Below are 19,369 nucleotides of genomic sequence, written 5' to 3'. Positions count from 1 at the left end.
GGGCGACATGAAAGTGTGCGGTTCGCCCCTGTTCGCTCGGTGATACCCCTACTCTTCGGCGTCAGTTCCGTCCGCGTCGGGCCCGTCCGCGTCGCCCTCCGCCGCCGCGACCTCCTCGGCGACCGCCTCGAACGCGGCGAGGATGACCCGCTTGCAGGCCTGCCCTTCGGTCGTCCAGTGCTGGGCGTAATCGAGCATGTCGTCGTAGATGTCGGGCTTGCAGCCGGCGGCCTGCGGGTGGCCGCCGCCGTTCACCTTCCCGGCGACCTCGTGGGCGTGCCGGAACGCCTCCGAGCCGCGGATCGACGCAGAGCCGGCCGGCTTGACGATCACGGCGGCGTCCGCGCCCGCCTCGCGGAGGGCCTCCGCGACCTCGTTCTGCGAACACCGCCCGTACGTCACCGCGACGGTCCACGCGCCGACCTCGTGGGTGACCGCGCGGTCGACGGCGGCGTCGATCCGCGCCTCCTTCTCGACGCGGCGGTCGGCGACGAACGCCTCGACGGTCTCCGGGAGGTCGGCGCCGTACGCGCCGACGACCGTCGCGTACTCCTCGCTCCCGGCCCAGTAGGAGTAGTCGGCGAGGTCGTCCGAGCGCGGGTCCTCCTTGATCCAGAGGTCGTGGTCGCGCGTCACGGCCGCCAGCTCGGCCCACCGGTCGTCGAACGCGTGGTCGAGCGAGCGCAGCGCCACGTCGGCGGTGCACTCCTCGTCGGACTCGCCGATCACGAGGTCGACGCCGAGCGCTCGGACCGCTTCCGCCGTCTCCTCGTCCCACTGGTGGTGGTCGAACCAGCGGATCGAGGCGGTCTCCTCCGCGAGCGCCTCCAGCGGCTCCGCGATCCACTCGTAGTCGTCGGGACAGAGGTCGCAGACGAACAGGTCGACGTCGTCGTCGGCGTACGCGAGCACGCGTTCGAGCGAGGTGTCGAGCGAGTACGGCCCCGCCGCGACCAGCCCGACCGGTGACCGCGTGTGAGCGTCGTCGGTGGGATCGTCGCCGTCGTCGGTGACCTCCCCCTCCGCGTCTTCGCCCGCTTCCTCCGCGTCTTCGCTCGCCTCCTCTCCGTCGTCCCCCTCCGCGAGCCGCGCCGCGATGGCGGCCTCGAAGTCGGCGACGTCGAGGGCGGCGTCGTACGCCTCCCGGACCATCGCCGCGCAGGCGAGCCCGTCGGCGTCGCCGTCGGCGATCACGACCGCCTCGCTCCCCTCGATCGCCTCCTTGGCCCGCCGCTCGGCGCGCTCCTCGTCCAGCGAGTCCGGGTAGAAGAAGCCCTTGCCGGGCAGCCGCGTGTACCGCGAGCGGGGGATCCCCGCCTCGTCGATGAGCTCGTCGTCCATACCGACGGGCCGGGCGGGAGCGGGAAAACTCCGCCGTTCTCCGGGTGCGCGTCGGATCACCTCGTCCGCCCGTGCCGCCGTCCCGCCGCGTGCGTCCCTCAGATCGTCGTTCGCCGCGGGTCCTCGTCGGTGAGCTGGCGGACGGTGAGCACGGGGATCGGACAGGTCCGCACGACGCGCTCCGCGACGGAGCCGATGAGGAACCGGTTCTCGCCGTGTCGCCCGCGCGTCCCCATCGCGACGACGTCGGCGTCGACGTCGCGGGCGTACCCGGATATCTCGGCGGCCGGCCGCCCCTCGCGCACCTCGACCGTGACGTCGATGCCGGGGTCGCGCTCCGCCGCGGCGTCGGCGACCTGTTCGAGCGCCGACTCGCCGTGGTCGTCGAGCGCCTCGCGGAGGTCCTCGCGGACCTCGTCGGGCGTGGACTCGACTTCTCCCTCGTCGACGACGTAGACGGCGTGGACCTCGGCCTCGAATCGGGCGGCGACGTCGACCGCGACGTCGACGGCCCGCCGCACGCTGTCGGAGCCGTCGGTCGCGACCACGATCGTGTCGAACATACGACTCCGTTCGCCGAGGCGATAGTTAAAAACAGGCGGTCGGCGGCGGGGCGGTTCGTCCCGGAATCAGGCGAGGAAGACGTGCCGCGGCCGGTCGGCCAGCACCTCGCGGCCCCACTCGACCGTCTCGCGGAACTCGTCTGAGCCGAAGAACGTCATCGCGTCCTCCTTCGCCTCCCACTGGCTGGCGATGAACATGTCGTTCTCGTCCTCGACGTTGCTCATCAGGTCGGTCTCGACGTGGCCGTCCATCTCCGCGAGGATCTCGCCGACCTCGTCGAACGTGTCGCCGAACTCCTCGCGGTAGTCCGGCTTGACGGTGTAGAACATCCCCATCGTGCCGAAGCCGGACTCCTCGCCGGCGCGGGCGACGACGTCCGGGAGCTCCGAGAGGAACCCGGCCGCGGTCTCGGCGGCGGAGGCCGTGTCCCAGATGGAGACGACCGCGGACCGGTCGGTGTGGCGACCCTCGTACACGGCCGTCTTCACGTGGGTGCCGTAGTGGTCGAAGTTGCCGCGGAGCCCCTCGACCTCGTCGAACAGCTCGTCGACGTCGGCCTCGCTGTACAGCACGGTGGCGTACACGTCCTCGCCGTGCGGCTTCCCGGCGTAGATGTCGAGGTCAGCGAGCTCGCCGCGGATCTCCTCGTCGGAGACGCCCTCGCCGCCCGCCTCCTCATCGCCGTGCGGGTGATCGCCCTCGCCGCTCGGTTCCTCCTCGCCGTGCGGGTGGTCGCCGTGCGCGGAGCCGCCGCCGGCGCTCGCGTGGTCGTGGCCCCCGCCGCGGCTCCCGCGGCTCTCGTCGCCGTGATGGTCGCTCTCGCCGTGAGCGCCGCCGTGTCCCCCCTCGCCGTGGCCGTGCTCGCCCTCCCGGTCGGCGTCGCCCGTGGGCACCGTCTCGCCCGCGAGGTACGCGCCGAGGTCGGCCGGCGGGAACCGCCGCCCGATGTAGAACTCCTCGAACTCGCCGTACCGCGATGAGGCGGGGTCGAAGCGCATCTCGTAGACGATGTCCTTGATGTCCGTCGGGTCCGAACCGAACAGCGTGACGCCCCACTCGTGGTCGTCGAGGCCGACCGAGGAGGCGATCACCTGCTTGATCTTCCCGGCGTACTCCTTGCCGACCTCGCCGTGGCCGGCCATGAGCTCCGCGCGGTCCGAAAAGGAGAGGTCGTACCAGTTGTACTCCTCGCCGCGGCGCTTGCTCATCGGATAGAAGCAGACGTACTCGTCGTCCGGGATCTCCGGGGTCAGCTTCCCCTCGATGTACCGGCGGAGGCCGGCGTCGACCTCCTCGGGCCCCTCCTCGAAGTACGCGTCGGAGACGTAGCCGGAGACCTCGGTGACCGAGACGTACGAGGTGGTCCGCTCGGTGAAGTTCGCGAGCGCGGTGTCCTCGAACCGGCGCTCGATCGACGAGAGGTCGTCGAGCGTCGGCCGGAAGTGGACGAACAGGAGGTCGGCCTTGTGCCCGAGCACCGAGAACAGCCCGGAGTCGCCCTCCTCGGCGTCGGCGACGAGCTCGCGGTGTTTCAGGAAGGCCTTCCCCTCCTCGATCGCCCGTCGTCGCTCCCGCTCGGGGGCGTCGCGCCACGCGTCCCAGTCGATAGACCGGAAGTCGTGCAGCGCGAACCACCCCTCCTCGGTCTGTGGTGCCTCGACCATACCTCGGCTTGGGGCCCCGCTACTTAGGGGCTTGCGGGTCGCGGCCGCGACGGTCGGGAGCCGGGCGGTCCGGCGACGGACCGGAGAGGCGGCGCGTCCTCGGTTGTCGCGACCGAAACGCTTTCACGACGATCCCGGAAACGTGTCGACGATGCGCAAGAGCGGGCCGCCGAAGGGACTTATCTCGTACCTCGTGTTGGAGCTGCTCGACGAGTGCCCGCGGTACGGATACGAGCTGTTAGGCGAGATCACCGCGATCAGCGGCGGCCACTGGGAGCCCTCGTACGGCTCCGTCTACCCCATCCTCTACAAGTTCGAGGAGGAGGGCGTCGCCGAGCGCGTCGAGCGCGCCGACGAGCCCGACCGGAAGTACTTCGCCCTCACCGACGCGGGCCGCGAGGAACTGGCCGAGAAGCGCCGCGAGATCGGCGCGGAGGCGAAGGACTTCGGCGACGTCGTCCTCGGCTTCTACCACCTGTACGCCGCACTCGCGACCGACGACCGGTTCGACGTCGACGACGCCGACGGCGACTGGGCGTACTCCGAGCGCTACAGCGCGTGGATCGTCGAGCAGACGATCCGCCACCACGAGCGCGACTTCGGCGAGTTCGAGCGGATCGACGCCGCGCCGGAGGCGTTCTACGCGGAGGCGGCCGAGGGCGAGGACGGGAAGGGTCCGCACGAGGCCACCGGAGACCGGACCGTCGAGGGGGACGCGGCCCCCGACGGCGGCGACGCTACCGATCGATGAGCCGCCCGAGTATTCCCCCCGGCAATCCGGCCCGGATCAGGCGGTCGTACAGCCGGTCGGGGAGCACCGCGGCCAGCCGCGGGAGCCAGCGCGCGCGGCGGCTCACCCGGTAGACGGCCCGCGGACCGTCGGTCGTGGCTGCCTCGACGACGCGCTCGACCACCGTCTCGACGTCGGTCGCGGCGGGCGCGTATCCCTCGAACGCTCGGTAGGCGTCGGCGTAGGGCCCCTCGGGGTCCGCGTTCCGTTCGGTGACCCCCGCGGCGGCGCGCTCGTTGAACCCGGTCGGAACCGGGCCGGGCTCGACGAACGCGACCGTCGCGCCGCGGGGCTCGACCTCGCGGCGGAGGGCGTCGGCGTAGCCGCGCAGCCCGGCCTTCGCGGCGCCGTAGGCGCCGTGGTACGGGAGCGCGGTCGACCCGACCATCGATCCGACCAGGACGATCCGGCCGCCGCGCTCCCGGATCGACGGGAGGGCGGCCCGGACGACGGTGTGGACCGCGGTCAGGTTCGCGTCGAGCTGGCGGCGGAACGAGTCGACGGTGGTGTCCTCCACCGCCGCGATCTCGTACACGCCGACGCAGGAGACGAGGCAGTCGAGTTCGCGGTCCGCGAGGAGCGCCTCGACCGCGTCGCCGTCGCGAAGATCCAAGGCGTGCGTCTCCGCGGCCTCGGGGAGGGCCGCCAGCCCGTCCGCGTCGCGGTCGAGCCCGATCACGTCGTGGTCGGCCGCCGCGAGCGTTCGCGCGACGCCGCCGCCGATCCCGCCGGCCGCCCCGGTCACGAGGACGCGCATGGGAAACAGTAGCACCCGAGGGCTGGTGACGCTGGCGGTTCGCGTCGGTCCCGGAGTCCGCGGCGGGCGGCCCGGACCGCGCTCCCGAAGGCATATACCACCGACCCGCGACTACCCGACGTATGTCATCCGACGAACCGTCGGTCCCGATCGTGTGCACCGAGTGCGAGACGGAGACCAGCGTCCCGCTCTCCGACGTGGCCGACACGCTCGCGAAACACAACGACGGGAAACACGACGGCGAGGAGGTGGCGGAGGTCGACCCGGCGCTGAAAGACCGGCTGGCCGACCTCGTCGCCGAGGACCTCGGACTGTTCGACGAGGCGTAGTCGGCGAGCGGGAGAGGACGACCCGGCGGAGAAGAGCGGCCGCCGACCGCCACCGGTCGGCCGTGGACGGTCGATTGTTGGTCACGGCCACGGACGCGGGCGTCGGCGGTGCGCCGCTCTCGGAACGGCTCAGTCGTTCCGCGCGAGCGCGCCCTTCGGGTGGCCCTTGTGCTGGAGGTTCCGGTTGTCGCGCTTCCGCGTCGCCGTCGCCGGGATGACGGTGTCGGCGTCGACCTCGCTCCGCGGCCGTCCGGTGTAGCCGTGGTCGGGGTGTTCGGCGCAGTGGGCCATCGCGTCGTGGGATCCCTCCCACGGCCCCTCGTCGCAGCCGTCCGCCGTGCAGACGAACACTATCTCATCAGACATGTTGAGCGAGGCTTCCCGGCCGGCGTATATAAAACTGGAGCCGCGGTTATCAGTATAGATAACAGCGCCGTAGCGGGCTTCGATCCGGTCGTTGCGGGCCGGGATCCTGGCTCGGTCGTTGCGGGCCGGAATCCGGACTCAGTCGCTGGCGGCGGGGGCGCCGAACAGCTCGACGCTCGTGCCGTCGTGGCGGCAGTCCTCCAGCGCGTGTTTGGCGGCGAACCCCGCCTCGTGGGCGGAGGCGCCCCGGCCGACGCCGACCTGCAGCTCCACCTCCACGTCGTCTTCGACGTGCGCGACCGCGTCGGCGAACGCGCGCTCGGGGAGGTCCGGACAGACGGCGATGATGTTGTCGCCCCCGACGAAGAAGGAGAGCGCGCCGTGCCGCTCCCGGAGGTAGCGCATGAGGGAGGCGTACGCCCGTTCGATGTTGATGAACGTGTCGAACTCGTTGAGCCGATCGGTGTACTTCCCGGTCGCGTTGACGACGTCGAAGTGCGCGACCTGGAGGTCCGATCTCGTCGTCTCCGTGAGGTACTCGCCGGCGAGCACCTCGGTCCGGGCCTTGTCCTGGGCGCTCCCTTCGAGCTGGAGCTGCCGGTTCGCGGCCTCCAGCGCGTCGACCGGTCGCTCGGCGACCGCGGTGCCGAGGCTGATGCTCACCGGGTACCGGTTCCCGATCGACTCCTGGAGGGCCGCGTGGGCCGCGCCGTCCACGCCGTTCGTCACCGCGATCATGTTGTCGAAGCGCGTGAAGAAGACGTACGCGTCGCGGTGGCCGACGAACTGCGCGATGTCGGCGAACAGCCGCGACTGGAGCGTCTGGAGGTCCATCTCCCGGCGCGGCTCCGGTGTCGTCGTCCACGGCCCGTAGTTGTCGATCTGGACGAGGGTCACCTGGGTCGTCGTCACAGTAGACTCCGATAAGGAGTCGCGCCGCTTTACCCTTCCGTTATCCCGAAGCTGGAACCGGTATCGTATCTGGGACCCACGCGGCGGCGGAACGGCGACCGCCCCGCAACCACTACGGCCGTGGCGCCCCGACGAGGGACATGGCATTCAGCGGCGCCGTCCTCGACGTGGACGGCACGGTCGTGCGAGGCGACGATCCGATCCCGGGCGCGCCGGCCGGCTACCGCCGGCTCCGAGAGGCCGGGATCGAGACGCTGTTCGTCTCGAACAACCCGACGAAGGCGCCGCCGGCGTACGTGGACCGGCTCGGCGCCGCGGGGTACGACGTCGACGTCGACAGCGTGTTCACGGCCGGGACGGTGACGACGCGATACCTCGCGGAGCGCCACGCCGATGACGACCTGCTGTGTATCGGCGACCCCGGTCTGCTCGACCAGTTCGCGGCGGCGGGGCTCTCGACGACCGACGACGTCGACGCCGCCGACGCGCTCGTCGCCTCGATCTCCCGCGGGTTCGACTACGAGGACCTCTGTACCGCGCTGTGGACGCTGGAGCGCGGCGTCCCCTTCATCGGCACCGACCCCGACGTCGTGATCCCGGCCCCCGAGCGCGACGTCCCCGGATCCGGCGCGGTGATCAACGCCATCGCCGGCGTCGCCGAGCGCGAGCCCGACGTCGTCCTCGGCAAGCCCTCGGACACCGCGATCGAGATGGTCCGCGAGCGGCTCCCCTACCCGCCCGAGGAGTGCCTCGTCGTGGGCGACCGGCTGAACACCGACATCGCGCTCGGCGAGCGCGCGGGGATGACGACCGTGCTCGTCAGGTCCGGCGTGACCGACGACGACCGGCTCGCCGCCGCCGACGTCGCCCCCGACTACGTGCTCGACGACCTCGGCGACATCGACCGGGTCCTCGGCTGATCGGCCTCGGCTGATCAGCCTCCTCTCGTTCCCGTCCCACTACTTCCGCTCCGTGGATAACGCTTATACCGACCAGTCGCTTTTTGCCTCGTATGAGTGGCGTTGACACGCACGAGGAGGCGACCGGGGACGACGACGAGGACCCGGAGCGTCCCGTCCGCGTGATCGAGGGACACGCGGTCCAGTTCAACGAGTACCGGTACTGACCGACGCCGCGGTCGCCGGCCGGTGTCGGGACCGTTAAGTGCTCGTCCCGGGTAGCCGAACCCGTGATACGGAGGCTCCGACGCGCGAGTACCTTCGCCGCCGTAGCCGCGCTCGCAGCCCTCGCGCCGACCCTCGGCGACGCCGCAGTCGTTCCCTTCCTCGCCGTCGCCGGCCTCGCGTTCTTCGGGATCCGCGACGGCGAGTGGTTCGAGACGCTCGCGCTGCCGGGCGACCGGGAGGAGGAGCGGCTCTACGGGCTCGTCGCCTTCTCGGTCGCCGCCGCCGGCCTCGCGCTGTTCGCCTCGCTCCCCCGCGCCCCCCTCCCGTACGAGGCGTTCGCCGCGGCGGCGCTCGCGGTCGGCGGGGGACGGCTGGGCCGAGAGCTCGTCGGCCGGGCGACGAGCGACGAGTTCCCGCTCGTCGCCGGCTACGTCGCCGTCGGCGCGTTCGCGGCCCTCGCCGGACAGGTCGCGGTTCGACTCCAGACGGCGGCCCTCGGCGTCGACGGCGGCTTCTCCCTCGGCGGGGCCGCCGTTCCGAGCGTCGACCTCGCGGGAGCGTCGTCGTCGCTGACGGCCCCGCTCCCCGACCTCGTCTTCCTCGCGTCCGTGGCGGCGCTGACCGCCGCGCTCGTGCGGTCGCTGGTGTTCGCCCGCGACGCGCACATCACGGTGATCCTCGTCGCGTTCGCGGTCTGGGGGTTCCTCGCGCTCGACCCGACGGTCACCGTCCCCCTCCTCGCGTTCGGGCTCGGCGTGACCGCCGCGCTCGGCTACGTCTCCTTCGCGCTCGGCACCGCTTCGGTCCCCGGCATGCTCACCGGGGTGCTCTCCGCGCTGCTCGCCGTCGTGCTCGGGGGCGTCGGCTGGTTCCTCACGCTGATGTCCTTCTACGCCGTCGGCGGCCTCGCCTCCAAGTACCGGTTCGACGAGAAGGCCGCCCGCGGCGTCGCCCAAGAGAACGAGGGCGCGCGCGGCACCGGCAACGTGCTGGCGAACTCCGCGGTCGCGCTCGTCGCGCTCGTCGGCTACGCCGCGACCGCCCACGTCGCCCTCCCCCCGGCCCCCTTCGCGTTCGCGTTCGCGGGAGCGACCGCCACCGCGATGGCCGACACGCTCTCCTCGGAGATCGGCGGGCTGTACGACGGGCCGCGGCTCGTCACGACCCTCAAGAGGGTCGAACCCGGCACCGACGGCGCGATCACCTGGCAGGGCGAGCTCGCCGGCTTCGCGGGCGCGCTCGTCGTCGCCAGTCTCGCCGCGGTCGGGATGCCCGTCGGCGACCTCGCCGTCGGCGGCGGGATCGTCGTCGCCGCCGGCGTCGCCGGCATGACCGTCGACAGCCTCCTCGGCGCGCTGATCGAGGGCGACCGGATCGGCAACCAGACCGTGAACTTCCTCGCGACGCTGTCGGGCGCGGCGGTCGCGGTCGCGCTCGGGGTGACGGCGCTGTGACCTCTCCCACTCGCGACGGCGAGGGGTCGGGTTCCGATCCGTCCGAGGAGGACGCCGTCACCCCCGACCCGCGCGTTCGCGCCGCTCGTCCGCCCGACGCCGACCGGATCCGCGAGCTGCAGTCGTTTCTCCGGCAGCCGAACCCGGACCTCTTGGAGTACGGGCTCGCGGTCGGATCGGCGCTCGTGAGCGTCGCGGACGGGCGGACCGTCGGCTACCTGCTGCCGGTCGACGCCCCGAACCGGCCCGGCGTCCACCTCGCCGAGCTCGTCGTCGATCCGGACCACCGACGCGAGGGGCGCGCCCGCGGCCTCCTCTCGGCCGTCATCGCCGACGCCGACGGCCCCGTAACGCTGCAGGCGCACCCCGACAACGACGGGGCGCTCGCGCTGTACGACGGGCTCGGCTTCGAGGTCGTCGATCGACGCCCCGACGCCTACGCCGACGGCGACGCGCTCGTGTTGCGCCGGGAGTAGGAGGGGTGCCCCCGGGAGCGACCGGCGTCTCCCGGGTCGGCCGACACCCTCACCGACCGTCGGAGCGAGAACAGACAAAAGGACTATTCGAGCCCCGCGCTTCGAGCGAGACATGAGCGACGCCGACGCGGACGGGAGCGCGGGAGGGGACTCCGGAGCGAGCGGGGACGCCGCCGAGGCGATCGACGTGGACTTCGGCGAGGACGGGCTCGTCCCCGCGATCGCCCAGGACGCCGACTCCGGCGAGGTGCTGATGCTCGCGTACGTCTCGCCGGAGGCGCTCGACCGCACCCGCGAGACGGGCGAGGCGCACTACCACTCCCGGTCGCGCGACGAGCTGTGGCACAAGGGCGGCTCCTCCGGCCACACGCAGGCGGTCCGGGAGGTGCGCGTCGACTGCGACGCCGACACCCTGCTGTACCTCGTCGACCAGAACGTCGGGGCGTGTCACACGGGCCACCGCTCCTGTTTCCACCGAACGATCGACGGCGAGAACGTCGGGGAGCGCGTCTTCGACCCGGACGAGGTGTACTGAATGGGCGGCGCGGGGGCGACGACCGAGGCAAGCGGCGCCGACCCGGTCGCCGAGGCGGGTGAAGCGGCCGCGACGCTCCGCGAGCGCTACGACGAGCTCCGGCGGCTCGAAGGCCGGATCGCCGACCTCGGCCGGGAGCGCGTCGAGGCCGCGGCGGACACGTACCGACGGGCTCACCGCGTGCTCGACCAGTACGAGGGGGACGCGGTCGGCAGCGGGGACTTCGAGGCGTACGTCCGGTTCGAGGGCGAGTTCGCGAACGCGGTCGACGTCGACGACGACGCCCTCGCTTCCGACGCCTTCGCGGCCGCCGACGAGGCGGTCGACAAGAAGCGGCTCTCCGAGTCGGACTTCGAGGCGGCCCGCGACGCGCTCGAACCCGCCGGGGAGTACCTCGACCTGCTCTCCGACCGCGACGAGGCGGTCGACGACTACCGGATCGCCCGCAAGGACGCCCGGGAGGCGAAGAAGCGTCTCGCCGCCCGGCTCGACGAGCTGCGCGAGGTCGCGGACATGGCCGACGCCGACCTCGACTCCGACGTCGACCGCCTCCGCGAGCCGGTCGAGACGTACAACGAGGCGGTTCGGGAGTCGTTCGACGACTTCTTCAAGTCCGCGTCGGCCCGCGACGTCTTCGCCTTCCTCGACCGCGCGGACGCCACCCCGTTCGTCGACGTCGACGTGCCGCCGACGGACCTGGCCGACTACGTCGCGGAGTACGAGGCCGGCGAGGAGCCGCTCCCGACCCTGCTGGAGTACGCGGACTACTCGAACTCGAAGCTGGAGCACTACGTCGACGACCCCGGCGCGCTCCGGACGGCGGTCGCGGTCCACCGCACGTACATCGAGCGGCTCGACGGCGAGCCGCTGACGCTCGGCTGGCCGCCCGCCGCCGGCGACGAGCTCGCCTACGAGATCGACGAGCTGATCCCGCTGGTCTCGCGGGTCGCCGACGACGAGACGGTCGCGACGCTGCGGGCGGTCCGGGACCTCGCGCGCGACGGGGAGTACGAGCGGCTCCGCCGCGCCGCCGAGGTGCGCGACGCGCTCGACGAGCCGGAGCTGGAGCTCGTGCGGACCGGCGCCGTCGACGACCGGGTGCGCGAGGCCGAGCGCACCCTCGAGATCGTCGAGGACGTGCTCGCGGAGACGGAACGGTAACGGCCTTTTAAGTCATTTCTCTCGGCGAAGCGCGCCCTTTCAAGAGCCGCCGGCGCCGACGTGGTGGCATGACCCGATTCGACGCCGCCACCGAGGACGAGCGGCTGAAGCTGTTCGCGGACGCGGCGACCGCGCACCGCGCCCGGTCGAGCGACGTGATGACCGTCGACGTCGACCCCGACAGCGACGTCACCGAGGGCGGCGAGGTGCCGCCGTGGATCCAGCTCGCCGGCACGGAGCTGATCTTGGACTGCACGGACGACGAGCTGGAGCGGCTGAAAGCGCTCCTCGGCGAGTTCCCCGAGTTCCGGATCGACGAGCTCGTCAGCCCGGAGGAGGCAGAGGGGACGAACGCGGTCGTCACCGCGCGCTCGGACGCGAACCGCGTGGCGGGGTTCGTCGAGCGCGCGTTCCGCGAAGTGTACGGGCTCGACGACGACTACCGGGCCTGGGTGACGGCTATATGAACTTGATTGGGGTGTCGTGATCGGCTATTTATGAATCGTTGACGGCGCGGTGAACATCTCCAAAGCCCCAGCCGTGAGGCTGCTCCTTTGACTCCCACCCCGCACCGCGACCGCACAGCCTCGCGCCTCCCCAGCCTCGTCACCGGCGCGTAGCGCCGGTTGCAAGCGAGAGCGAAGCTCTCGCCCTGTCGCTGGCGTCGACGACGCCAGCGACTCCCTCGCGGGCTCCTCGCGGCCGCCGATGGCGGCCGCTCGGAGGCGCGCCACCGCTTCGATTGTTTATAAACCAGGGCTCGACGGCGACGAGCGCGTGGACACCCGTTCGAGTCGTCGCGACACACTTAGTTTCCCCCCGCGCATTTGACCCGACAGACTCGTCGTTCCCCGCGCTTGCCGGACGGGTGCGACGTCGACCACCATGCAACAGTACCTCGATCTCGTCGACGACACCCTGTCGACGGGCACGTACAAGCCGAACCGGACCGGCGTCGACACGATCGCGTCGTTCAGCGGGCAGTACACCGTCGACCTCGCGGAGGGGTTCCCGCTCCTCACCACCAAGAAGATGGACGGCTACCGGTGGTACTCGCTCATCCACGAGGTGCTGTGGTACCTCTCCGGCGAGGAGCACGTCCGGAATCTCCGCGAGGAGACGAAGATCTGGGACGCGTGGGCCGACGAGGAGGGCCGCCTCGACACCGCCTACGGCCGGTTCTGGCGCCGGTTCCCGGTCCCGGACGAGGACGCCGCGCTCCCCGGCGAGACGTGGCCCGAGGACGCCCACCGCTGGGTGACCGTCGAGGAGGACCCCGACGGAACCGAGCGCCGGACGTTCGACCAGATTCAGTACGTGATCGACACCCTCGAGGAGAACCCCCGCTCGCGCCGGATGGTCGTCAACGCGTGGCACCCCGCCAACGCCGCGACCTCGACGCTCCCGCCGTGTCACTACTCGTTCGTCGTGAACGTTCAGGACGGCCGGCTGAACCTCCACCTCACGCAGCGGTCGGGCGACATCGCGCTCGGCGTGCCGTTCAACATCGCCGCGTACGCGCTGCTCGCGAACGCGCTCGCCCAGCGGACGGGGTTCGAGGTCGGTGAGTTCGGCCACACCGTCGTCGACGCGCACGTCTACTGCGGCCGCGGCGAGCGCGGGAAGTGGTACGCGAACAACCTCCCGTACGTGCAGGAGCGGCTCGGGAACGTCGAGAGCAAGGCCGACTACCTCGACGTGAAGAGCTGGGTCGAGCGGACCGCGCCCGACGAGGCGGACGGCGAGGAGGGGTACGACCACGTCCCCGGCCTGCTCGAACAGCTCTCGCGGGAGCCGCGCGAGCGCCCTCGGATCGAGATCGCGGACGCCCCCCTCAACGAGCTGACCTACGAGGACGTCGAACTCGTCGACTACGACTCCGCGGACGGGCTCTCGTTCGCGGTCGCGGAGTGATGGCCGGCGACGCCTCCCGGAGCACCGAAGACGGTCTCCCGGGCGCCGACGTCGACCTCGTCGTCGTCGCCGCGGTCGCCGAGAACGGCGTCATCGGCGACGAGGGGGGGATGCCGTGGCACTACCCGGCGGATCTGGCCCACTTCAAGCGGCTCACAACCGGCCATCCCGTGATCGTCGGCCGGAAGACGTACGAGAGCATCGCCGACCGGATCGGCGGCCCGCTCCCCGACCGCACCAGCGTCGTGCTGACGACGCGCGACCTCGACCTCCCGGAGGGGGCGGTCGTCGCCAACGACGTCACCGGGGCGGTCGTGCTCGCCGCCGCCGACGCCGCCGACCGAGGCGTCGACGAGGCGTACGTGATCGGCGGTGCGGCGGTGTACGAACAGTTCCTCGACCGCGCCGACCGGATGGTGTTGACGGAGGTCCCCGGGCGTCCCGACGGCGACACGCGCTTCCCCGACTGGGACGACGACGCGTGGCACGAGGTCGACCGCGAGGTCGTCGCGGACGCCGACACCGACGCCGGCGGCGACCTCGCGTTCGTCACGTACGAACGCGTAGACCGGTGATGCCGACCGCCGGAGAGGGCGGACCGGGTCAGCTCCGCAGCGCCTCCACGGGGCGCTCGTTCGCCGCCTTCCAGGCCGGGTAGGCGCCGCTGACGAGCCCCACGCCGACGCCGAAGCAGAGCGCGAGGAGCAGGTAGTAGCCGTTCGTCGGGTCGAGCGCGAGGGCGGCGTCGACCTCGGGCGTCGCGGCGACCAGTCCCGCGACGAGCAGGACGGTGAGGAGCGTCCCCGCGGCGGCGCCGGCCGCGCCGATGAGACCGGCCTCCGCGAGCAGCACGCGCAACACGTCGCGCCGCGTCACGCCGACCGCGCGCATCACGCCGATCTCCTGCCGCCGCTCGACGGTGCTCATCAACATGACGTTGAGGATCGAGACGCCGGCGACGACGAGCGAGATGGCGCCCAGACCGAGGAGGAACGTGCTGAGCAGCCCGAAGAACTCGTTCACTTCGTCGACGATGGCGGCGAGCTCGAACAGGTCGACGCGCTCCTCGCGGGCGTTCACCTCCGCGCGGATGTCGTCGGCCGCGGCCCGCGCGGCCTCCCCCGATTCGGCGACGACGAGCGCCTGCGCGTACCCGTCCGCCGAGAAGGCGGACTCGGGGAGGAAGACGGCGTCGTCGGGCGCCACCGGGCTGAACGTCTGGCTCTCGGCGAGCACCGCGACGACCCGGACCTGCGACCCGGCGATCTCGACGCTGTCGCCGGCGCCGACGCCCAGCTCCTCGGCGACGCCCGCCCCGACGATCGCGCCCCGCCTGTGGCGCTCGGGGAGTCGCCCTTCGGCGGCCTCGAACGCGAGTGCCGGCTCCTCCACGCCGTAGACGGTCGCGAACTCCCGCCCGCTCGGGCCGGCGACGACCGCGCTGTCCGAGTACAGCGGGACGACCGCCGGCTCGCCCACCGCGCGCCGGACGTCGGCCACGTCGGCCTCGGAGAGCGACTGGACCCCGGCGTCGGCGTTCGGCGAGACCACCACCTGCGTCCCGATGTCGCCGATGGCGTCGTCGGCGCCGAGCGCCAGCACGTTGCCGAAGATCCCGAGCGCAGCGACTGCGAGCACGCCGATGCAGACGCCCAGCACCGCGAGCGCGGTCCGCACCCGGTTCCGGCGCAGGTTCCGCGCGGCCATCGCGACCGCGGGGCGCCAGCCGCGGAGCCACCCGGCGGTTCCCGGCCGCCCTTTCGGCGACGGTCCGCTCATCGGTCCTCCGCGGTCGCGGTCTCGCGGTCGCGTCGCGGTCCCTCCTCGTTACCCTCGTCCGGCATCCCGCCCGCGAGCACGCCGTCGGTGAGCTCGACGACCCGGTCGGCGTACCCCTCGACGAGCGGGTCGTGCGTCACCGCGACGACGGCGACCCCCTCCGCCTTCACGCGCTCGAACTCGGCGAGGATCGACTCGCCGGTCTCCGTGTCGAGGTTCCCGGTCGGCTCGTCGGCGAGGAGCACCGACGGCTCGTTGATCAGCGACCGGGCGATGGCGACCCGCTGTTTCTGCCCGCCGGACAGCTCCGCGGGCTCGTGGTCGAGCCGGTCGCCGAGCCCGAACCGGGAGAGCAGGGCGGCGGCGCGGTCGCTCGCGTCGCCGGGGTCGAAGGCAGTCGGCAGCGCGACGTTCTCGACCGCCGTCAGCGTCGGCAGCAGGTGGAAGTCCTGGAAGACGAAGCCGATCGACTCCTTGCGCGCGGCCGTGCGCTCGGCCACCGAGAGGCTCGTCACGTCCGTCCCGTCGAGGTGCCGCTCGCCCTCGGTGGGGTCGTCGAGCAGGCCGAGCACGTTCAGCAGCGTCGACTTCCCGGAACCGCTCGGGCCGACGACCGCGACGAACTCGCCCGGCTCGACCGCGAAGTCGACGTCGTCGAGCGCGACCACCGGCTCGGCTCCCCCGCCTGGGTAGCGCTTGGTCGCGCCCCGCAGCGCGACGCTATACATCGCGGCGGCGGACGAGGACGCCCGCGACGGCGACCCCGGCGACGCCGACGAGGCCGATCGCCCCGAGCGCCCCGACGGGGCCGATCGCGTCCGCGGGACTGAGCGATCCGACCGATCCCAGTGTCCCGACGGTACCCGACCCGCCGTCGCTCCCGTCCGGGTCGGGGAGCGCCACCGTCTCGGTCTCGACGTACCGCACGCCGCGCTCGGTGTACGCGATCCGGATCGGCACCTCGTCGGCGACCGACGCGTTCGCGGTCGCGCGCAGGTCGAAGGCGACGAAGTCGCCGGCGCCGACCGCGCCGACGAAGTACTCGCGGCCGGCGGGCGTGGGCTCGACGCCCGGCGCCTCCCCGACCGAGACGACGACGCCCTCCAGCTCACCGCCGCCCGCGTTGCCGAGGTTGGCGTCGACGGTGACCGCGCCGTCCCCGGCCGCCTCGACGACCGCGTCGGTGACCGTCGGTGCCCCGTCGTGCGCCGGGTATCGGAGCGTCGACGTCGCGGTCCGCTCCGCGCCGGCGCCCGCCTGCGCGTCGAGTCCCGAACGAAACGCCGCCGTGAACGTCACCGCCGAGCGTCGGTCGAGCGGTCCGAGATCGACGAGGACCTCGCGCTCCTCGCCGGGCGCGATGTCCTCGACGACGTACGGGCCGGCCTCGAACCCCTCGCCGTCGGCGTCATCGGCTCCGCCGTTCGCGTCGCCGCCGCCGTCCGCGTCGCTCCCGTCTGTTCCGTCCCCGCTCCCCTCAGCGCCCGCGACCGGCTCACCGACCGCGGTCAGGCTCACGCGGTCGGCGGTCGTCGTCCCCGTGTTGACCACGGTCACCGCTACGGGGGAATCGGCCGACCGCACGGCCTCTTCGGCGTCTTCTCCCGTATCGAGCCCGCCGCCACCGCCGCCGAAGATCCCCTCGATCCCGCTCACGCCGATGCCGCCGGCGCCCTCGCTCTCGTCGTCGCTCTGCAGGTCCTCCGGGGCGAGCCCGCGGGTCCGGAGGTCGAGCGTCACCTCGGCCGGCTGGACGTCGAGGACCACGTCGCGCGTCACGGTGACCGTTCCGCCCTCGCCCGCCTCCTCGTCGCCGGTCGCCTCCTCCTCGGCGACGACCTCGACCGTGAGCCGTCGCTCGCCGGGCTCGTCGAACCGCGTCCACAGCGTCACGTCGAGGGAGTCGCCGGGCGAGAGCGAGCCGACCGCGGTCGCCTCGTCCAGCGGCTCCGCGTCGTCGCCCGCGCCGGCGACGACCCTGACGCTCCGCACGTCGGCGGCGGCGGGGCTCCCGCCGGAGTTCGAGAGGGTGACGTTCAGGCTCGTGCGCTCGCCGACGACGGGCTCGCTCGTGCTCGGCTCGACCCCGTCGACGGCGATCCGCGCGTCGGGCACCGCCGCGGCCCCGCCGACGGCCGCGAGCAGCGCGAGGAGGGCCATCAGGGCGGCTGTCGTTCGTGTGGGAGTCAATGTCGACCCTGTTAGGGGAGCGATCGGCATATATCCGTCGTAGGCGGGGGTCGGGAGCGGCGACTCGCCGCCCTCGCCGGCCGCGAGCGTGTAAAGGGAGCCGGGTCACGGCCGACACGTACCGGTTACGGACCCTTTTTCAACCGTCCGGCGTAAGGACGGGTAATGAGCCAAAGCGACACCGCGAGAGCGGGTGATCGGCGATGATGGGCGGCAACGACCAGCAGGCGTACGACCGCGGCACGTCGCTGTTCTCGCCCGACGGGCGCATCTACCAGGTCGAGTACGCCCGCGAGGCGGTCTCGCGCGGCGCGCCGAGCGTCGGGATCCGCACCGCGGAGGGCGTCGTGTTCGTCGCGATGTCCCGCGCCTCCTCGACGCTGATGGAGGCGGAGAGCATCGAGAAGCTCCACAAGCTCGACGACCACCTCGGCACCGCGAGCGCGGGCCACGTCGCGGACGCGCGACAGCTGATCGACCTCGCGCGCCGGCAGTCGCAGGGGAACCGCCTGCGCTACGGCGAGCCCGTCGGCGTCGAGACGCTGACGAAGTTCGTCACCGACCACATCCAGGAGAACACCCAGCGCGGCGGCACGCGCCCGTACGGCGCCGCGCTCCTCATCGGCGGCATCGACGACGGCGAGCCGCGCCTGTTCGCCGCCGACCCCTCCGGCACGCCGAACGAGTGGAAGGCGACCGTCATCGGCGGCGGCCGACAGGACATCCAGGGACACCTCGAGGAGGAGTGGAGCGACGACCTCTCGCTGACCGCCGGCGTCGAGCTCGGCCTCGCCGCGCTCGCGGCCCACGAGGACGAGTTCGAGCCCGACGACGTCGCCGTCGCGACGATCACCGAGGCCGACGGCTACCGGACCGTCCCCGCCGACGAGGTCGCCGAGGCGTTCGAGGCGGCCGGGCTCGGTGGCGACGAGGAGGACGACGGGACCGACGCTGACGGCGCGGACGACGGAACCGACGCTGACGGCGCGGACGACGGAACCGACGCTGACGGCGCGGACGACGCCGACGCGAGCGACGAGGAGTAGCGCCGCCGTCGCAATCGGCCGATCGCTTTTCTCTCCCCCCGTCGAACGCGGGGCATGGCACGCATCGCGGAACTCGTCGCCTACCCGCTGAAGTCGAACGACGGCGTCGCCCTCGACCGCGCCGAACTCGGGGCCGCGGGCGCCCTCCGCGGCGACCGCACGTACGCGCTCGTCGAGGCCGGCGTCGACCCCCACGAGGCCTCCGTCGGCGGGAGCGGGGGCTACGTCAACGGGAAGCGCGAGCCCGCGGTCCACGGGCTCCGCGCGAGCTACGAGCTGGCGGGTCCGACCGACGCGACGCCGACCGCGGTGACCCTCTCGCGGCCGGCGCGGCCCGAGACGGGGACCGCCGCGGGCGAGCGGATCTTCGCGCTCCCCGACGACGGCGACGCGCTGGAAGCGTGGGTCGGCGACTACCTCGGCTACGCCGTCGACCTAGTGTGCGAGCCCGACGGCGGACTCCCCGACGACCGGACGGCCCGCGGCCCGACGGTGGTCTCGCGCGCGACCCTCGAGACCGTCGCGGGCTGGTTCGACGCGGTCGCGGACGCGACGGAGATGCGCCGGCGGCTCCGCCCCAGCGTCGTCATCGACGACTGTCCCGCGTTCTGGGAGGACCGGCTGTTCGCCGACCGCGGGGAGGCCGTGCGGTTCGCCGCGGGCGACGCCGAGCTGCTGGGGGTCAACCCCTGCCAGCGTTGCGTCGTCCCGTCCCGGAACCCGGACACGGGCGAGGCGATCGAGGGGTTCCGCGAGCGGTTCGTGCGAAAGCGGCGAGAGACCCTTCCAGACTGGACCGAGAGCGACCGCTTCGACCACGACTTCCGGCTCATGGTGAACACCGTCGTCCCGGAGGAGTGGTGGGGGTCGTCCCTCGCGGTCGGCGACGAGGTGACGATCGCGGGCGTCGAGCCGCTCGACCGAGAGCTGTACTGAGCGGTCGACGGAGAGCCGTGCTGGGCGC

At 72.5% G+C, this 19,369-nt stretch carries 21 protein-coding genes; 12 read left to right on the top strand and 9 right to left on the bottom strand.

The features are described from left to right. Nucleotides 1–48 precede the first annotated feature (48 nt). The 3 genes from FGM06_RS02400 to FGM06_RS02390 form a co-directional block, all read right to left on the bottom strand. Entirely contained in the window at nucleotides 49–1,341 is a 1,293-nt protein-coding gene (locus FGM06_RS02400; RefSeq protein WP_144797183.1) for a DHH family phosphoesterase, read from the bottom strand. A 98-nt stretch (nucleotides 1,342–1,439) separates the two neighbouring features. Then, entirely contained in the window at nucleotides 1,440–1,904 is a 465-nt protein-coding gene (locus FGM06_RS02395) for a universal stress protein (RefSeq protein ID WP_144797181.1), read from the bottom strand. Nucleotides 1,905–1,970: 66 nt separating this feature from the next. Continuing rightward, nucleotides 1,971–3,569: a heme-binding protein gene (locus tag FGM06_RS02390; RefSeq protein WP_144797179.1), complete on the bottom strand. Its 1,599-nt coding sequence runs from the start codon at nucleotides 3,567–3,569 to the stop codon at nucleotides 1,971–1,973. Between the two features lie 151 nt (nucleotides 3,570–3,720). On the opposite strand from FGM06_RS02390, the gene FGM06_RS02385 reads away from it, so the two are divergent. After that, on the top strand, nucleotides 3,721–4,320 hold the full coding sequence (locus tag FGM06_RS02385; RefSeq protein ID WP_241662516.1) for a PadR family transcriptional regulator: 600 nt from the start codon (nucleotides 3,721–3,723) through the stop codon (nucleotides 4,318–4,320). On the opposite strand, the gene FGM06_RS02380 is transcribed toward FGM06_RS02385, so the two are convergent. Beyond that, entirely contained in the window at nucleotides 4,307–5,116 is an 810-nt protein-coding gene (locus FGM06_RS02380; protein WP_186310947.1) for an SDR family NAD(P)-dependent oxidoreductase, read from the bottom strand. The genes FGM06_RS02385 and FGM06_RS02380 overlap by 14 nt on opposite strands. Before the next feature lie 122 nt (nucleotides 5,117–5,238). Between FGM06_RS02380 and FGM06_RS02375 the strand changes: the two genes are divergently transcribed. Next, nucleotides 5,239–5,445 carry a hypothetical protein gene (locus tag FGM06_RS02375; RefSeq protein WP_144797177.1) on the top strand — a complete coding sequence of 69 codons (207 nt, stop codon included), beginning with the start codon at nucleotides 5,239–5,241 and terminating at the stop codon, nucleotides 5,443–5,445. Nucleotides 5,446–5,574: 129 nt separating this feature from the next. Here FGM06_RS02375 and FGM06_RS02370 read toward each other — a convergent pair whose 3' ends face one another. Further along, nucleotides 5,575–5,811 carry a hypothetical protein gene (locus tag FGM06_RS02370; protein WP_094526024.1) on the bottom strand — a complete coding sequence of 79 codons (237 nt, stop codon included), beginning with the start codon at nucleotides 5,809–5,811 and terminating at the stop codon, nucleotides 5,575–5,577. Between the two features lie 138 nt (nucleotides 5,812–5,949). Then, nucleotides 5,950–6,723 carry a GTP cyclohydrolase III gene (locus tag FGM06_RS02365; protein WP_144797175.1) on the bottom strand — a complete coding sequence of 258 codons (774 nt, stop codon included), beginning with the start codon at nucleotides 6,721–6,723 and terminating at the stop codon, nucleotides 5,950–5,952. A gap of 140 nt (nucleotides 6,724–6,863) precedes the next feature. Between FGM06_RS02365 and FGM06_RS02360 the strand changes: the two genes are divergently transcribed. The 8 genes from FGM06_RS02360 to FGM06_RS02325 all read left to right on the top strand — a co-directional run bounded on the left by FGM06_RS02360 (nucleotide 6,864) and on the right by FGM06_RS02325 (nucleotide 13,965). Continuing rightward, the gene (locus FGM06_RS02360) at nucleotides 6,864–7,643 is read left to right on the top strand and encodes an HAD-IIA family hydrolase (protein WP_144797173.1); all 780 of its coding nucleotides are present in this window, start codon (nucleotides 6,864–6,866) and stop codon (nucleotides 7,641–7,643) included. Nucleotides 7,644–7,912: 269 nt separating this feature from the next. Continuing rightward, nucleotides 7,913–9,304 (top strand): DUF92 domain-containing protein, encoded by a 1,392-nt coding sequence (locus FGM06_RS02355; protein ID WP_144797171.1) that lies wholly within the window; start codon nucleotides 7,913–7,915, stop codon nucleotides 9,302–9,304. A 107-nt stretch (nucleotides 9,305–9,411) separates the two neighbouring features. Then, on the top strand, nucleotides 9,412–9,780 hold the full coding sequence (locus tag FGM06_RS02350) for a GNAT family N-acetyltransferase (protein ID WP_144798501.1): 369 nt from the start codon (nucleotides 9,412–9,414) through the stop codon (nucleotides 9,778–9,780). A gap of 112 nt (nucleotides 9,781–9,892) precedes the next feature. Beyond that, nucleotides 9,893–10,315 carry a phosphoribosyl-AMP cyclohydrolase gene (gene hisI / locus FGM06_RS02345; protein ID WP_241662515.1) on the top strand — a complete coding sequence of 141 codons (423 nt, stop codon included), beginning with the start codon at nucleotides 9,893–9,895 and terminating at the stop codon, nucleotides 10,313–10,315. Continuing rightward, entirely contained in the window at nucleotides 10,316–11,476 is a 1,161-nt protein-coding gene (locus FGM06_RS02340; RefSeq protein ID WP_144797169.1) for a DUF7118 family protein, read from the top strand. A 68-nt stretch (nucleotides 11,477–11,544) separates the two neighbouring features. Then, a complete protein-coding gene (locus FGM06_RS02335; protein WP_144797167.1) occupies nucleotides 11,545–11,943 on the top strand; it encodes a hypothetical protein in 399 nt (132 codons plus the stop codon). Between the two features lie 418 nt (nucleotides 11,944–12,361). Continuing rightward, nucleotides 12,362–13,390, top strand: coding sequence for a thymidylate synthase (gene thyA / locus FGM06_RS02330; protein ID WP_144797165.1), 1,029 nt, complete (start codon nucleotides 12,362–12,364; stop codon nucleotides 13,388–13,390). Next, nucleotides 13,390–13,965 (top strand): dihydrofolate reductase, encoded by a 576-nt coding sequence (locus tag FGM06_RS02325; RefSeq protein ID WP_144797163.1) that lies wholly within the window; start codon nucleotides 13,390–13,392, stop codon nucleotides 13,963–13,965. The genes thyA and FGM06_RS02325 overlap by 1 nt, the downstream gene beginning before the upstream one ends. 28 nt (nucleotides 13,966–13,993) lie before the next feature. Here FGM06_RS02325 and FGM06_RS02320 read toward each other — a convergent pair whose 3' ends face one another. Genes FGM06_RS02320 through FGM06_RS02310 form a run of 3 tightly spaced genes read right to left on the bottom strand, consistent with a single transcriptional unit; the run spans nucleotide 13,994 to nucleotide 17,329 of the window. Beyond that, entirely contained in the window at nucleotides 13,994–15,169 is a 1,176-nt protein-coding gene (locus tag FGM06_RS02320) for an ABC transporter permease (protein WP_144797161.1), read from the bottom strand. Beyond that, on the bottom strand, nucleotides 15,166–15,897 hold the full coding sequence (locus FGM06_RS02315) for an ABC transporter ATP-binding protein (protein ID WP_144797159.1): 732 nt from the start codon (nucleotides 15,895–15,897) through the stop codon (nucleotides 15,166–15,168). The genes FGM06_RS02320 and FGM06_RS02315 overlap by 4 nt, the downstream gene beginning before the upstream one ends. Further along, the gene (locus FGM06_RS02310; protein ID WP_241662514.1) at nucleotides 15,890–17,329 is read right to left on the bottom strand and encodes a hypothetical protein; all 1,440 of its coding nucleotides are present in this window, start codon (nucleotides 17,327–17,329) and stop codon (nucleotides 15,890–15,892) included. Before FGM06_RS02310 ends, FGM06_RS02315 begins: the two co-directional genes overlap by 8 nt. Before the next feature lie 233 nt (nucleotides 17,330–17,562). Here FGM06_RS02310 and psmA point away from each other — a divergent pair, with 233 nt between their 5' ends. Both psmA and FGM06_RS02300 read left to right on the top strand, forming a co-directional pair. Further along, the gene (psmA, locus tag FGM06_RS02305; protein ID WP_144797155.1) at nucleotides 17,563–18,405 is read left to right on the top strand and encodes an archaeal proteasome endopeptidase complex subunit alpha; all 843 of its coding nucleotides are present in this window, start codon (nucleotides 17,563–17,565) and stop codon (nucleotides 18,403–18,405) included. A gap of 54 nt (nucleotides 18,406–18,459) precedes the next feature. Then, nucleotides 18,460–19,341, top strand: a complete 882-nt coding sequence (locus FGM06_RS02300) for an MOSC domain-containing protein (protein WP_144797153.1) — start codon at nucleotides 18,460–18,462, stop codon at nucleotides 19,339–19,341. Nucleotides 19,342–19,369 lie beyond the last annotated feature (28 nt).

Source organism: Halorubrum depositum, assembly GCF_007671725.1.
Taxonomy (GTDB): domain Archaea; phylum Halobacteriota; class Halobacteria; order Halobacteriales; family Haloferacaceae; genus Halorubrum; species Halorubrum depositum.
The sequence above is the reverse complement of the archived record's forward strand: the minus strand, read 5'-3'. Positions and strand labels throughout refer to the sequence as shown.